Genomic DNA, 14,343 nt, shown 5'->3' with positions numbered 1-14,343 from the left:
TTTTAATCTATACCTTAATTTTAGTAACGCTTATTCTTATCAATATTTAATACAAGATTTACACTGATGCTTTTGACTTATCGAATCGCTCGCGACATTTTGTCGCATCATATTCATAGACCCATTCTGAATTAATCCCTACCGCATTTGGATTTTCTTTTTGTCTTTCCTGAATCTCCTGATCTCGTTTTTGTTGCTCTTCAGAGGATTCCAAATGATAAGTACGACCTCTTTCACGAGATTCCAATTGAACCCTTCTTGTTCTTGGGCGCCTCTCTTCTTCGTATGCCTGTAAGGCTGAATTGATTTCTCCCTCGTAATACTCTAAAGCCTCGGCAAGAACAAATGCATCCTCAATTGCCATTGCTGCGCCTTGAGATAGATATGGCAGCATTGGATGTGCTGAATCTCCAAGAAGCGTTATGTTTTCTTTTGACCACTGGTCCATAGGATCTCGGTCAAATAATCCCCATTTAAAAACTTGCAGATTATCAGTCTTTTTAAACAGATTGACCAAGTCAGAATTCCATCCTTCATACGCCTCAAGTAATTCACTAGTAGAACTTGGTTCTGTCCATGATTCTTTTACCCAGCCATCTGTCTCTTTAATAGCAACAATATTTACTGCATTACCACCTTTTACATAGTAGGTAACTACGTGAGCTTGTGGTCCGAACCAGAAAGATGCAGCCGGCTTAACAAATGATAATGGATATTCCTCAACAGGAACTAATGCACGCCAACACATATCCCCTGTGAATTTCGGATCATCTTTACCCCATAATGCCTCCCTGACAACTGATCGAATACCATCTGCACCAACAATTAGATCGGCTTCAAAGCTTTCTCCGTTATCAAAATAAGCGATTGCTTTATCACCAGATTGTTTGACATCCTGACATTTAATATTAAATGTGATTTTTTCTTTTGGAATGTCCTTTGTTAAAATCTCATGCAAGTCCGCCCGATGTAAATGGTAATATTCAGCCCCAAATATTCTTTTGAATTCTTTTTTTATGGGGGTACTAAACAATTCCTTTCCTGTATCCCAACTGTGACCATCCATTGACTCAGGAAGAAAGCCTACGCTATCAATTTCATCTGCCAAACCCAAAGCATTTAAAACCTTTACAGCATTTGGAGTCATTTGGATCCCTGCCCCTACCTCACCAAAAGCTGGCGCCTGTTCGAATAAGTGATAGGGAATGCCCCGTTGTTCTAAAGATCTTGCTAATGCAACTCCGCCAATACCTGCACCAATAATACCTATAACACTTTTTTCTTTCATCTCTTTCATCTCCTTATTTCTGCTAAAAAGCTAAAAAATACCTACAATAAAAAAGTCGAGATTAATTTTTAAGTATCTATCATACTTAACCAAACCTTTCAAACTTACCAATAACTTTATTATAAACGCTGAAAATGGCAACGTCAATCATTTTTTTCTAAAGTATTGAAATAGTTAGTCAATTAAATATAAATTTTTATTTAAACCTTTCTATTTTTAGTATTCAACATGCTCTTATTAATGAAGCTATATATGTTTGAATACCATGACAGGCAGCAAATGAATTATTTTTCTATCGATTTAACCAAGTTTCAACTGTTAAAAAGCAGCTTTCATTTTTCTAGCATTTTTTCATTTGAGAGACGTTACCTATAAATTTCAAACAGCCTGTCCTAAGGGCAGGCTGTTTGTCAGTTGTTTGTTCTGAAGGTTATTTACCCATCAGATCAGGTAAAAATAGTACTACATTTGGGAATATAATAACTACGAAGGTAAAAACAATCATAGTAACCAATATCGGAATAACACCTTTAAAAATGGTAGGTATCGGTATGGTCTTATCTACTCCATTTATAATAAAAACACTTATTCCTAATGGTGGTGTAATTAATCCCATATTGATAACCATTACCATAATGATGCCAAACCAGACACCATTAAAACCAAGTTCCATGATTAAAGGATAGATAATTGGCAGTGTTAGTACCAATATAGCTATTCCTTCCATGAATAATCCTAAAATAAATAACACAAATAGAATTCCAAGCAGGATCAAATATGATGATACATCTAAAGAGCCAACAAATTGAGTAATTGTAGACGGAATCCTAGACTTAGCTAGAAATTGAGCAAATAAATTTGCACCTATAAGTATTAGAAATATCATCGCTGTTAAACGGACACATTCTTCTAAAGACTCAATAAAACTTTTCCAATTCAATCTTTTTGTAAAAACAGAAATCAGCAGTGCCCCGAATGCCCCAACACCGCCTGCTTCAGTTGGGGTAAAGAAACCTAGATAAATTCCACCTATACTGAGTAAGAAGATTAGGATGAAAGGCCATACCGTTTTTAATGCCTTTATTCTATCTATAAATGGCAAAGCCTCGGTATTAACAGGAGCTAAAGAAGGGTTTCGTCGAATCTGAATATAAATTGTCAGCATAAACATTAAAGCCATCAAGATTCCAGGAACTAATCCAGCAATTAATAGTGGACCGATCGGCTCATGCGTTAATACTCCATAAAGGATTAGGATAACACTGGGTGGAATTAGAAAACCTAGTGTTCCCCCTGCTGCCACAGTGGCCGAAGACAGCCTGGGATGATAGTTATACTGGTTCATCTCAGGAATTGCAACACGAGCTAATGTTGCTGTCGTAGCACTTGAGGACCCAGATATAGAAGAAAATATAGCCGCTGCACCAATTGTGGCCATTCCTAATCCACCTCTAAAGTGTCCGACCCAACTATCAACTGCTTTAAATAGATCTGTAGCTAACCCGCTAAAAGATAAAAATAATCCCATTAAGATAAACATTGGCATGACACTTAAACTATGACTGCTAGCTGTTCCAAATCCACTTATCCCAAGTTGAGCATTTGCAACACCAATATTTGAAATGCCGATATATCCCAAAAATCCCACTAATAATAGAGACATCCCAACAGGTACTCTTAGCAAGAGAAGCACAAATAGTAGAATAATTCCTATTAGTCCAATCATTTCAGATGTCATAATTATTACTCACCACCTTTTGTATCGCTTTAATTAGATCTATTAATATGGCCAAGGCAAATAGAAGTATGCCAATGCCTCCAATAATGATAAAGAGATATACGGGAATACCTAGTTCTCCTGTTACATTATTAATACTTCTCTGTGCGTAAATAAATGTTTGTTGTGTCATTAAAATAAGTGTGAACAAAACTACAATATAGGTGACTACATCAATAATCGCCTGAATTCTTGGGGGAAATTTTTCAACAAGAATACCTATTGAAATATGACCTTTTTTGATTTGAGTATATCCCAAACTTAAAAATACTATGAGTGACAAAAATATACCTGTCAGCTCATATGTACCTGTAACAGGTCGAATTAAATATCGACCTGTTACATCACTAAAAGTCAAAAACATTAAACAGAAAACTAAGAAGCAAGCTATATAGAATGCAAGTTTATTGATCGATTCAATAATTCTCTCTAAGCGGGTGATTATACTTATCAAGTGTAATCACTCCTTTCATTTTTTTTTGCAGCTTATTGCTCACTAAGTAGTTTCACTGCTGTTTCGTAAATTTCTTCAGCTGGAAGTCCTTTACTTTTGTTAGCATCAATCCACTCCTGGACCATCGGTTCTAGAGCAACTTTCCATTCATCCATTTCCTCAGCACTTAACTCAATAATCTCTACACCATCTTCTTTAGCTCGTTTCCAACCAACTTGTCCATCAGCATCATAGACTTGTCCAGCTTTGATGGCCATTTGTTCACCAATCATACTTTCAATTTTCTCTTGATCTTGTGTAGAAATATCATTCCAAGTTGTAGGGTTAAATACTGCATAAAAACTTTGTGTCCAAAAATCTCCTTTTGTAATGTAATTCGTCACATCAGATAATTGGAAATTCTCAATCACTGATGCTGGTGCTAGGGCACCGTCAATAACTCCACGTTGCATACCTTCATATACATCTCCCATTGGCATATTAACAGGCGTGGCCCCTACCAACTCCAATAATCTATTGCCTGCCGGAGATGGCGTTCTAATTCTCAGTCCTTTTAGATCTTCTGGAGTTCTAATGGGCTTGTCAGAAGTGAAGATCTGATAAGTATCTGTTTTAAAAATCCAACCAATCTTTGTTTCATCATGTTCCTCTGCTATTTCAGGAAACTGATCTTGTAACTTCCATAAAACTGTTGATGCATCTTCAGCAGAATTACCCATAAATGGCAAGTCTCCAATACCCATTAATGGAAATTTCCCTGGTGAATACCCATGGTTACTAAGAACAAAGTCTGCCACTCCAGTTACGGCCATATCATACTGAGCATCTGCTGCACCCAGCGCATTTGATGGGTAATATTCAGCTGTCACTCTACCTTCTGTTTCTTTTTCAACATCATTAAAAAACGGTTCTAAAACATCTGTCACCTGTCCGTGCCCCGCAGAAAGATAGGTAGAAACAGATAAGTTTACTTTTTTGTTCTCATCTTTAGTAGCTGCTTTTCCTGTATTTCCGCCACCTCCTTCACTACATGCACCTAACAAAAGTAGCGAACTAATTGCTAATCCATTTACCAAGTACTTCAGACCATTTTTCATAAAAATCTCCCCTTTTCTTAAAATTTGTTTACAAGGTTACAATAATTATACGGTTATACAAATACGGTTAAATATAGTAGTATAGAATTTCTCTCCTTTCTTATCCTGAAATGTAAGCGCTTAAACGGATTATAATAAACCAATCAAAGTTATACAAACTTACCAAAGTTGACAAAACTTCTTATCTATTAGTTTAATGAGTTTTCATATTACTGTCAATATAAATTTTTAAAACTTTCAGATAACATTTTTCTTCTGGAAATATCACTCCTAATATAATTAAAAATTTAACACGGTAAATTGGCTTTCGCATCTTTCGACCTCAATGCATAAATGCATAGCAAACTAAACATAGAAAAAGGACCCGTCTTGGAAATATGGACAATAATTCCGTAGACTGATCCTTATTTAATATTGTTTAGTGTTAATAGACTTATAATAAGTTAGTATATCTTTTACATTTTTTACGTCAGCATATCTGGCATTTAAGTCAATTAAAGCAGATGTGTGAATTGATTTATTCCTGTCTCCTACCGCTTCCTTGGCCACTATCATTTTATATCCCTGTTGAAGACCTTCCACAGCATTTGCTCTTACACTACCACTGGTCGTAACTCCCGCCAAAACAATCGTATCAATTTCCCTATCCTTCAAAAAGCTGTTAAGTGAAGAGTTGTGAAAGTCTGTTATATACGGCGTTTCATTTATCATATCAAAATTGTATTTGCTTATTTCAGGAAGGGGTATTACCCATGGGCTTTCTACTTTCAATATTTCCAACGAAGGAAACTTACTGCCCCATAACTTTGATATTTCCTCCTCGGGCTTATAGACGGTTTTACTAAAAATCACAGGAATATTACTTTCTTTCGCAGCTTCTATTAATTCTATTGTTGAAGAAACCTGATCATTTACCGAAATTGAAAATAGTGAGTGTGGCTCAAAGAAGGCAGTTGTGAAATCTCTAACCAATAAAGCCGGCTTTATACCGAAGCCTACTTTTCCAGAAAATCCTTGGCTGGTATAAAGTTGTTGAATTTCGTCCAGTAAGTATCTTCTCTGTCCCCCAGGAGTATAAATTACTTTAAGTCCATAACCTTCGACAACACCATTTTCTTTCTCAAGCCTTCTTAATGTACTTGTTGATATTCCTAAAATTTTTGCTGCTTCTGATATGGTTAGGAGCTTATCGTAGAACAATGTATCACCTGCTAACTATTATTTTGTAGTATAGTAAAATAATTGGATTTTCAAAAATCATTTATGAAATTAACCACTAAGGGACTTCATAACTAAGTAATACAGTTATAAAGTTTTTAGGAAATATTTTTATTCTCGTCAAATTAAAAGGAGTCATTTATAGTGTAGGGTAAAGCTAAAATGGTAAGTTAATTTCCATCATAACACACACTTATTAAATTATCCGTAACTAAACTCAACAAAAAGGCTATCTCGTTAAGATGAGATAGCCTTTGGAAGTTAAGTTGATATAATATTAACGTTTTGAGAACTGAGGTGCACGACGAGCGCCACGAAGACCGTATTTTTTACGTTCTTTCATACGTGGGTCACGCGTTAGAAGTCCTGCAGATTTAAGTGCTGGACGGAAATCAGGGTCTACAGTAAGCAATGCACGTGCAACGCCGTGACGGATTGCGCCTGCTTGACCTGTGTAGCCACCACCGTGAACGTTCACATGGATATCGTAGCTTCCAAGTGTTTCAGTTACATTTAATGGTTGTTTGATGATTTCACGAAGTGTTTCGAATGGTACGTAGTCTTCTACGTCACGATTGTTAACGACGATTTTGCCTTCGCCGGGAACTAGACGTACACGAGCTACTGAACTTTTACGACGGCCAGTGCCGATATATTGTACTTGTGCCAAGTGTGTTTCCTCCTCTTAATTATCCGCGAAGCTCATATGCTTCTGGTTTTTGTGCTGCATGCTGATGTTCTGCTCCAGCGTATACGTGTAGTTTCTTGATTGTTTGACGACCTAGAGGACCTTTTGGAAGCATTCCTTTGATCGCAAGTTCAAGCATTTTAACAGGATAGTTTGTACGCATTTCAAGAGCTGTACGCTGCTTGATGCTGCCTGTATATCCTGAGTGACGGTAGTAAATTTTATCTTTCAATTTGTTACCTGTTAATTCGATTTTCTCTGCATTGATGATGATGACATGGTCACCTGTATCAACATGTGGTGTGAACGTTGGTTTATGTTTACCACGTAAAAGTGATGCAACTTCTGAAGCAAGACGTCCAAGCGTTTGTCCTTCAGCGTCGACAACAAGCCATTTACGTTCTACTTCGTGACCTTTAGCCATGAATGTTGTACGCATAGTGTAATCCTCCTAAAAATATCAATCTGTTCCGTTGTTTTCTCTATCCCTAAACACAAATAAACTTTCCGGGGCTTATTGTGGGGTTATTGAAATACCATTTATCATGTTAACCTGAAATCCAATTAAAGTCAAGCGTTTTTATGAAAACGCCAGGATTAGTTGCCATGAGCTCAATAGGTCACTTCCATAAGGTACAAACCGTGTGCCGGCGCTGTTTTTCCGGCCATTTTCCGATCTTTTGCGTCACGTATTTTCCTGACGTCTTCAGGCTCGTCCCAACCAATGCCCACCGCCAGCAAAACACCCGCAATTGTACGCACCATATTGTAAAGAAACCCATCACCTTCCACTTCAAGTACAAGATGATCCCCTTGCCGCTCGAGCGACAATTTCCGAATGGTTCGGACTTTGTTTGTTGTAGCTGTCTTCGCTGAACAGAAGCTCGTGAAATCGTGAGTCCCGATTAAATGCTGAGCTCCTTCTTGCATCCGTTCTACATTGGGATTCCATCTGCCTAAATGGACTGCGAAATTCCGTTCAAATGGGCTTTGCACTTCACTGTAAGACCATCTGTACACATAGGTCTTACCTGTCGCTCCATAACGCGCGTGAAAATCAACAGCCACTTCTTCTACTTCAACTACCCGCACATCTTTCGGCAACAATACATTTAGAGCCATCTTCCAACGATCTGCTAAGTCCAGTGGTGTATCAAAATGAATGACTTGCCCGAGCGCATGGACGCCCGCATCAGTTCGTCCGCTTGCTACAGAGTAAACCGAGGAATCTTTATGCAACTTGACTAACGCTTTGTCAATTTCGGATTGCACTGTTCGCATATTCGGCTGAGATTGATAGCCTGCAAAATTCGTGCCGTCATATGCAATCGTTGCTTTCATCCGTTTCATTCTATTCACTTCCTTACCCAAGCCAACACGGCCACTAATATAACAAACGCAATCAGGACACCGGTATCCCTCGTTTGCCAGGACAGCTGACGAAATCTTGTCCGTCCTTCGCCTCCACGATAACCGCGCACTTCCATAGCGACCGCTAAATCCTCTGCACGTTTGAACGCACTGACAAACAATGGTACCAGCAATGGGATGACTGCCTGCACCCGTTCTTTTATCGAGCCAGTACTCAAATCAGACCCTCTTGCCAATTGGGCTTTTAAGATTTTATCTGTCTCATCCATTAATGTCGGAATGAAACGCAAGGAGATTGACATCATCAAAGCTAATTCATGCACAGGTAGCTTCAGCTTCTTGAAGGGATTCAGTAGCGTTTCCAATCCATCGGTAATCGATATTGGAGAAGTAGTCAGTGTCAGTATCGTAGTGATTAAAACTAACACCAAAAAACGGATAGAAATAAAAATCCCCATTCGCAAACCTTCTTCATAAATTTTGATGAACTTCCATTCAAATAGGATGGCGCCTTCGCGTGTAAAGAATAAATGCAGTAAAAGCGTGAAAGCAATCAAAAAGATGACCGGTTTTAAGCCATTGACCAAAAAGTACGGACGTATCCTTGCTAAAGCTATAACGAATACTGTAAAGCCAAGCAATACTGCATAAGATGCAACATTATTTGCAAGAAATACAGCAATGATGAATAGAAAGACAAAAAGCAGTTTCGAACGCGGGTCCATTCGGTGGACGATCGAATTTCCTGGAATATAACGGCCAATGATCATTTTTTCTAACATGGCCGCTCTCCCTTCCTTTCGATAGCAACAGACAGCTCCTGCGCTAGCATCTCTTCCGTCAAAGCTATACGTCCAAAGCGTTGACCAATCATATTTTCCACTTTTCTCTGGAAATGAACGGAACGAGGAATACCAAGCCTATATGAATGTAGCTGTTCCTCCTGCTCGAATATCTCTTCGGGTGGTCCTTCCATGACCGATGTACCCTCATGCATGACAAGAATCCGATCACTATAGCGTGCCGCGTCTTCCATACTATGCGTCACTAATATCGTCGTCAGATTTTCCGTTTCATGCAACCTATGAAACAGTTCCATGATTTCTTTACGACCCCTTGGGTCTAAGCCTGCTGTCGGTTCATCTAGCACGAGTATCGATGGCTTGAATGCCAATACCCCGGCAATCGCAACACGCCGCATTTGGCCGCCTGACAGCTCAAAAGGAGACTTCTGCAGGACATCCTCAGGCAATCCCAACAATTTCACCAATTCATGCGCCCGATCACGAGCAATTTCTTTAGGAACACCGAAATTGAGTGGTCCAAACATAATATCTTTTTCAACTGTTTCTTCAAACAACTGATGCTCAGGAAACTGGAATACAATACCGACTCGATGACGAATATCCTTTAGTTGCTTTCCCTTTGTTTGAGATGTAATCATCGTATCTCCAATTTTAACGACGCCTTCCGATGGTTTTAGAAGGCCATTCAAATGAAGGAGAAGTGTCGATTTTCCCGAACCTGTATGCCCGATGATCGAAGTATAAGATCCCGATGGAATAGCGGCTGTAACATTTTGCAATGCGCGCTTCTCAAATGGGGAATCCTTCGCATATAAATAACCTACTTGCTGAAGTGAAATGTCCACAATTCATTCACCAACTCTTCTTCTGTCATATGGTTACCCTGCAACTCGACACCCGTATCTCTTAATAGTTCCGAAACACGCAGCGCAAACGGCAAGTCGAGCCCGATTGACTCCAATTCAGTCCCTTGCTGGAATATTTCATGTGGTGTCCCTGTCATGAGTACTTTCCCTTCATTCATCACAAGAACCCGATCCGCAAGCAAAACTTCTTCTAAGTCGTGCGTGATCGATACAACTGTCAAACCAATTTCCGTGCGTAGTTTCTTTACAATCTCAATAACTTCTTCTCTACCTTGAGGGTCGAGCATGGAAGTCGCCTCGTCCAAAATCAACAGCTCCGGCTGCAATGCCAACGCGCCTGCAATGGCCACACGCTGCTTTTGCCCGCCAGATAGATGATGTGGCTCATGATTGACATAATCCGTCATCTTCACTTGCTCGAGCGCTTCATGCACTCGTTTCACCATCATCTCGTGAGGTACGCCGTTGTTTTCCAAGGCAAACGCCACATCATCCTGCACTGTTGAACCAACGAATTGGTTATCGGGATTTTGAAAAACAATCCCCATCTTTGAACGCATTTCCCATAAATTCTCCTCAGATAGCGACTCCAAAAAGAGGTTTACTTCACCTGACGAAGGAAACATTAAACCGATCAGCAGTTTAGCCAACGTAGATTTACCAGAACCATTATGACCTACAATTGCCAGCCACTGCCCTTCATACAAAGTGAAGGACACATCATCCAACGCCTTATTTGAAATAAGCGAAGACCCTTCCTCTTCCGTGTCATATGAAAACGTAACATGATGCATCGATGCAATTTCCTTCATTCGGATTCCTCCTTTTGCTATGTGTATGCCATTCTTATGTATAAAAAAAAAGCGCGTACCTCATCTAAGGAATGCGCCTTTTCATAACGTAAATGCCGGGTGCTCATGCCGACATCTCAGATGAGGTACGTAGAGCTAGACCAGTCGATTGCTCGCTGATCATAACACTCAGCTTTTAAGTCGTATAAATCTAATATGTGTTCCAATCTGTAATATCAGCCAAAAGCTTAATCCAGATTAAGATAAAAGGGTGTGGCTGTGCGTGACAGACACACCCTCAAAGTGTATGGAATTACACCAATTCAATAATAACTACTGGTGCACCATCGCCGCGGCGAGGGCCCATTTTCATTATACGTGTATAACCGCCTTGGCGATCTGCATAACGAGGTGCCACTGTATCAAAGAGTTTTTGAAGTGCAAACACTGTTGCTTCTTCGCCCTCTTCATTTTCAACAGTCACCGTTTCACGACGAATATATTCAGCAGCTTGACGACGTGCATGTAGATCTCCACGTTTACCAAGAGTAATCATCTTTTCTACTACTGAACGCAATTCTTTCGCACGCGCTTCAGTTGTTTGGATGCGCTCATGGACGATTAAATCTGTCGTAAGGTCGCGTAGCATTGCTTTACGTTGTGAACTTGTGCGTCCAAGTTTTCTGTATCCCATTTGAAGTTTCCCTCCTTCAAGTATATGTCAGTTATTCTTCAGAGCGTAACTCAAGGTTTAGCTCATCCAATTTAGCCTTCACTTCTTCAAGTGATTTGCGGCCTAGGTTTCGCACTTTCATCATTTCGTCTTCGGACTTGTTCGCAAGTTCCAAAACGGTATTGATGCCTGCACGCTTCAAGCAGTTATAAGATCGGACAGAAAGGTCAAGTTCTTCAATCGTCATCTCAAGAACCTTCTCTTTTTGGTCTTCTTCTTTCTCTACCATGATTTCTGCAGTTTGTGCTTCGTCGGTCATACCAACGAATATATTTAAGTGTTCCGTTAAAATTTTAGCTCCAAGTGAAACAGCTTCTTTAGGGCCGATGCTGCCATCTGTCCACACATCGAGTGTCAACTTATCAAAGTTGGTACTTTGACCGACGCGAGTGTTCTCTACTTGAAAATTAACACGTGATACTGGAGTGTAAATTGAGTCGATCGGAATTACACCAATCGCTAGATCCTCACGTTTGTTTTGATCGGAAGGAACATATCCACGTCCACGTACAGCATACATACGCATACGTAAATGTCCATTTTTACCGAGAGTAGCAATCGGGAGATCTGGATTCAATACTTCGACATCACTATCATGTGTGATATCCGCAGCCGTCACGACGCCTTCACCTTTCACATCGATCTCAATAACTTTCTCATCATCTGAGTAAATCTTGAGAGCGAGCTTCTTCACGTTCAAAATAACTGTCGATACGTCTTCAACGACACCTTCAATTGTTGAGAATTCATGAAGCACTCCATCGATTTGAATAGATGTCACAGCCGCTCCTGGTAATGAAGACAAGAGTATGCGACGCAAGGAATTCCCTAGGGTGTTTCCGTATCCACGCTCCAGCGGTTCGATAATAAACTTACCAAACTGTGAATCTTCACCGATCGTAACTGTTTCAATCTTTGGTTTCTCAATCTCGATCATTTATTTACCCTCCTCAAAACGTCTTCTGTATTGGTTTAACCATATTGAATTCACTGATAATAGGTATCCTATTTCAACAGTATTAACAAAAATTGTCTTTCTTAATCCAATAGATTCAAACCGATTATACGCGACGACGTTTTGGCGGGCGGCAACCATTGTGCGGAACCGGAGTTACGTCTCTGATCGCAGTAACTTCAAGACCTGCAGCTTGTAGTGAACGGATAGCCGCTTCACGACCAGCACCTGGTCCTTTAACTGTTACTTCCAATGATTTTAAACCATGTTCCATTGCTGTTTTCGCTGCAGTTTCAGCAGCCATTTGTGCAGCAAATGGAGTGGATTTACGAGAACCTCTGAAGCCAAGTGCACCAGCACTAGACCATGAAAGTGCATTACCGTGGCTATCTGTAATAGTAACGATAGTATTATTGAACGTCGAACGGATATGTGCAATACCAGTTTCAATATTCTTTTTCACACGACGTTTACGAGTTTGTTGTTTACGTGCCATGTTGGAAAGAGCCCTCCTTTACCTATTATTTTTTCTTGTTTGCGATTGTACGTTTTGGACCTTTACGAGTACGTGCATTGTTTTTCGTGTTTTGTCCACGAACAGGCAATCCACGACGGTGACGGATTCCACGGTTACTACCGATTTCCATCAAACGCTTGATGTTAAGAGAAGTTTCACGACGTAGATCCCCTTCTACTTTCAAGCTGTCAATTTCCTCACGAATTTTGTCAAGCTCTGCATCCGTTAGATCACGAACTCGTGTCTCTTCAGATATGTTAGTTGCATTCAAAATATTTTTCGCAGTTGTTTTACCGATTCCAAAAATATATGTCAATGAAATGACAACGCGCTTATCGCGCGGAACGTCTACACCAGCAATACGTGCCATATAAGTTGTGCACCTCCTTGTGTTTTAACCTTGTCTTTGTTTGTGTTTTGGATTTTCACAGATTACCATTACTCGGCCGCGTCTACGAATAACTTTACATTTTTCGCAGATCGGTTTTACAGATGGTCTTACTTTCATCCTACCCAACCTCCTTCAATATTCCGGAGTGCAAAAGTTTTATTTAAAACGGTATGTGATACGACCACGTGTCAAATCATAAGGCGAAAGTTCCATTGTCACTTTGTCGCCAGGCAGAATACGAATAAAGTGCATACGAATTTTACCTGATACGTGTGCTAGCACCGTATGTCCGTTTTCCAACTCCACTTTAAACATCGCATTTGGCAACGTTTCAAGAACAGTTCCTTCTACCTCAATTACGTCGTCCTTCGCCATCAATCCTGTCTCCCTTCTATATCCAATAAAGGCTTTCACCATCGAGCGGCATCAGTCGCCTTCAAAAAGCTTCCTTCAACATATGTCCAGTTTGCATGAGTGATGTTCGAAAGACGTCTGCCACATTTCGCTGTTTCGCATTTCTGCGAGTGAGTTCCTTTATTGTTCTCACAGCGGTTACCAATTAAACATTATAACGCGGTTTACGCGATAATGCATGTAGGAACTACTGAAGAATCAATCGAAAAACTCTCATTGTCCTATACCGGGCACCCTATGCTTTTGCAGCTCGTTTTCAACCATTACTTTCCGAACAGTGATGCAGTTGTGCCCGAAAAGGATTGATTACTTCGTGTTTCCTTGCAATACTGTATCCAAATCCTTGAATACAAGATCAATGTCTTGTTGACCATTAATTTTTGTCAGCACACCTTTTTCGCCATAAAAGTCGAGTAAAGGAGCTGTCTGATTCATATTTACTTCCAAACGATTCATGACAGTCTCGGGATTGTCATCTGCGCGTTGGTAAAGCTCGCCACCGTCTTTATCACAAATACCTTCTACCTTTGGCGGGTTGAAGATCAAGTGATAGGACGTGCCGCACACTTTACAAATACGACGTCCAGATAATCTTGCAACTAATTCTTCTGTATCGACTTCAATGTCTAATACATACTCGATTTGCTTACCTAAGTCTTCAAGCAATGCATCTAATGCTTCTGCCTGAGCAACTGTTCTAGGAAATCCATCAAGAAGAAAACCTTTGTCACAATCCGATTTGCTCAACCGCTCACGTACAATACCAATAGTAACTTCATCAGGAACCAATGCTCCTTGATCCATGAACGATTTTGCTTTAACTCCAAGTTCCGTGCCATCTTTGATGGCAGCACGGAACATATCGCCTGTAGAAATATGAGGGATTCCGTACTTTTCGACAATTTTATCTGCTTGCGTACCTTTACCAGCACCCGGCAGACCCATTAATACGATATTCATACGTCCTTGCCCTCCAT

The 14,343-nt window shown here is 40.1% G+C and carries 18 protein-coding genes; all 18 read right to left on the bottom strand.

All coding sequences use genetic code 11. The annotated features are described in order from the left end of the window. Positions 1 to 58: 58 nt before the first annotated feature. On the bottom strand, positions 59 to 1,288 hold the full coding sequence (locus tag H7J92_RS03190; protein ID WP_221835303.1) for an FAD-dependent monooxygenase: 1,230 nt from the start codon (positions 1,286 to 1,288) through the stop codon (positions 59 to 61). Positions 1,289 to 1,718: 430 nt separating this feature from the next. Next, complete coding sequence (locus H7J92_RS03185) at positions 1,719 to 3,026, bottom strand: TRAP transporter large permease (RefSeq protein ID WP_221835300.1); 1,308 nt, start codon at positions 3,024 to 3,026, stop codon at positions 1,719 to 1,721. Continuing rightward, on the bottom strand, positions 3,016 to 3,519 hold the full coding sequence (locus H7J92_RS03180; protein ID WP_221835298.1) for a TRAP transporter small permease subunit: 504 nt from the start codon (positions 3,517 to 3,519) through the stop codon (positions 3,016 to 3,018). Before H7J92_RS03180 ends, H7J92_RS03185 begins: the two co-directional genes overlap by 11 nt. 32 nt (positions 3,520 to 3,551) lie before the next feature. Then, entirely contained in the window at positions 3,552 to 4,616 is a 1,065-nt protein-coding gene (locus H7J92_RS03175; RefSeq protein ID WP_221835296.1) for a TRAP transporter substrate-binding protein, read from the bottom strand. A 408-nt stretch (positions 4,617 to 5,024) separates the two neighbouring features. Further along, on the bottom strand, positions 5,025 to 5,816 hold the full coding sequence (locus tag H7J92_RS03170; protein WP_221835293.1) for an isochorismatase family protein: 792 nt from the start codon (positions 5,814 to 5,816) through the stop codon (positions 5,025 to 5,027). A gap of 295 nt (positions 5,817 to 6,111) precedes the next feature. Further along, positions 6,112 to 6,504, bottom strand: a complete 393-nt coding sequence (gene rpsI / locus H7J92_RS03165; RefSeq protein ID WP_009499023.1) for a 30S ribosomal protein S9 — start codon at positions 6,502 to 6,504, stop codon at positions 6,112 to 6,114. A gap of 19 nt (positions 6,505 to 6,523) precedes the next feature. Beyond that, positions 6,524 to 6,961, bottom strand: a complete 438-nt coding sequence (rplM, locus tag H7J92_RS03160; RefSeq protein WP_009499024.1) for a 50S ribosomal protein L13 — start codon at positions 6,959 to 6,961, stop codon at positions 6,524 to 6,526. Positions 6,962 to 7,134: 173 nt separating this feature from the next. Beyond that, positions 7,135 to 7,872 (bottom strand): tRNA pseudouridine(38-40) synthase TruA, encoded by a 738-nt coding sequence (gene truA, locus H7J92_RS03155; protein WP_221835285.1) that lies wholly within the window; start codon positions 7,870 to 7,872, stop codon positions 7,135 to 7,137. A 5-nt stretch (positions 7,873 to 7,877) separates the two neighbouring features. Next, entirely contained in the window at positions 7,878 to 8,675 is a 798-nt protein-coding gene (locus tag H7J92_RS03150) for an energy-coupling factor transporter transmembrane component T family protein (RefSeq protein WP_221835284.1), read from the bottom strand. Beyond that, positions 8,669 to 9,544 (bottom strand): energy-coupling factor ABC transporter ATP-binding protein, encoded by an 876-nt coding sequence (locus H7J92_RS03145; protein ID WP_221835282.1) that lies wholly within the window; start codon positions 9,542 to 9,544, stop codon positions 8,669 to 8,671. Before H7J92_RS03145 ends, H7J92_RS03150 begins: the two co-directional genes overlap by 7 nt. Next, positions 9,520 to 10,377, bottom strand: a complete 858-nt coding sequence (locus H7J92_RS03140) for an energy-coupling factor ABC transporter ATP-binding protein (protein ID WP_009499028.1) — start codon at positions 10,375 to 10,377, stop codon at positions 9,520 to 9,522. The genes H7J92_RS03145 and H7J92_RS03140 overlap by 25 nt, the downstream gene beginning before the upstream one ends. Before the next feature lie 292 nt (positions 10,378 to 10,669). Then, a complete protein-coding gene (rplQ, locus tag H7J92_RS03135) occupies positions 10,670 to 11,050 on the bottom strand; it encodes a 50S ribosomal protein L17 (RefSeq protein ID WP_009499029.1) in 381 nt (126 codons plus the stop codon). 31 nt (positions 11,051 to 11,081) lie between these two features. Then, positions 11,082 to 12,026, bottom strand: coding sequence for a DNA-directed RNA polymerase subunit alpha (locus H7J92_RS03130; protein WP_009499030.1), 945 nt, complete (start codon positions 12,024 to 12,026; stop codon positions 11,082 to 11,084). A gap of 124 nt (positions 12,027 to 12,150) precedes the next feature. Further along, complete coding sequence (gene rpsK, locus H7J92_RS03125) at positions 12,151 to 12,540, bottom strand: 30S ribosomal protein S11 (protein ID WP_009499031.1); 390 nt, start codon at positions 12,538 to 12,540, stop codon at positions 12,151 to 12,153. Positions 12,541 to 12,565: 25 nt separating this feature from the next. Next, positions 12,566 to 12,931, bottom strand: a complete 366-nt coding sequence (gene rpsM, locus H7J92_RS03120) for a 30S ribosomal protein S13 (RefSeq protein WP_009499032.1) — start codon at positions 12,929 to 12,931, stop codon at positions 12,566 to 12,568. Positions 12,932 to 12,955: 24 nt separating this feature from the next. Next, positions 12,956 to 13,069, bottom strand: a complete 114-nt coding sequence (gene rpmJ, locus H7J92_RS03115) for a 50S ribosomal protein L36 (RefSeq protein ID WP_076758849.1) — start codon at positions 13,067 to 13,069, stop codon at positions 12,956 to 12,958. 39 nt (positions 13,070 to 13,108) lie between these two features. Next, complete coding sequence (infA, locus tag H7J92_RS03110; RefSeq protein WP_040759924.1) at positions 13,109 to 13,327, bottom strand: translation initiation factor IF-1; 219 nt, start codon at positions 13,325 to 13,327, stop codon at positions 13,109 to 13,111. 345 nt (positions 13,328 to 13,672) lie between these two features. Beyond that, positions 13,673 to 14,326, bottom strand: coding sequence for an adenylate kinase (locus H7J92_RS03105; protein WP_009499036.1), 654 nt, complete (start codon positions 14,324 to 14,326; stop codon positions 13,673 to 13,675). Positions 14,327 to 14,343 lie beyond the last annotated feature (17 nt).

It is taken from the genome of Sporosarcina aquimarina (assembly GCF_019748715.1).
In the GTDB taxonomy this organism is placed as follows: Bacteria; Bacillota; Bacilli; order Bacillales_A; family Planococcaceae; genus Sporosarcina; species Sporosarcina newyorkensis.
The sequence above is the reverse complement of the archived record's forward strand: the minus strand, read 5'-3'. Positions and strand labels throughout refer to the sequence as shown.

Coding starts and splice junctions, on each gene's coding strand:
- H7J92_RS03190 (WP_221835303.1), bottom strand. CDS start 1,288: ATGAAAGAAAAAAGTGTTATAGGTATTATTGGTGCAGGTATTGGCGGA.
- H7J92_RS03185 (WP_221835300.1), bottom strand. CDS start 3,026: ATGACATCTGAAATGATTGGACTAATAGGAATTATTCTACTATTTGTG.
- H7J92_RS03175 (WP_221835296.1), bottom strand. CDS start 4,616: ATGAAAAATGGTCTGAAGTACTTGGTAAATGGATTAGCAATTAGTTCG.
- rplM (WP_009499024.1), bottom strand. CDS start 6,961: ATGCGTACAACATTCATGGCTAAAGGTCACGAAGTAGAACGTAAATGG.
- truA (WP_221835285.1), bottom strand. CDS start 7,872: ATGAAACGGATGAAAGCAACGATTGCATATGACGGCACGAATTTTGCA.
- H7J92_RS03150 (WP_221835284.1), bottom strand. CDS start 8,675: ATGTTAGAAAAAATGATCATTGGCCGTTATATTCCAGGAAATTCGATC.
- H7J92_RS03140 (WP_009499028.1), bottom strand. CDS start 10,377: ATGAAGGAAATTGCATCGATGCATCATGTTACGTTTTCATATGACACG.
- rplQ (WP_009499029.1), bottom strand. CDS start 11,050: ATGGGATACAGAAAACTTGGACGCACAAGTTCACAACGTAAAGCAATG.
- H7J92_RS03130 (WP_009499030.1), bottom strand. CDS start 12,026: ATGATCGAGATTGAGAAACCAAAGATTGAAACAGTTACGATCGGTGAA.
- rpsK (WP_009499031.1), bottom strand. CDS start 12,540: ATGGCACGTAAACAACAAACTCGTAAACGTCGTGTGAAAAAGAATATT.
- rpsM (WP_009499032.1), bottom strand. CDS start 12,931: ATGGCACGTATTGCTGGTGTAGACGTTCCGCGCGATAAGCGCGTTGTC.
- rpmJ (WP_076758849.1), bottom strand. CDS start 13,069: ATGAAAGTAAGACCATCTGTAAAACCGATCTGCGAAAAATGTAAAGTT.
- infA (WP_040759924.1), bottom strand. CDS start 13,327: ATGGCGAAGGACGACGTAATTGAGGTAGAAGGAACTGTTCTTGAAACG.
- H7J92_RS03105 (WP_009499036.1), bottom strand. CDS start 14,326: ATGAATATCGTATTAATGGGTCTGCCGGGTGCTGGTAAAGGTACGCAA.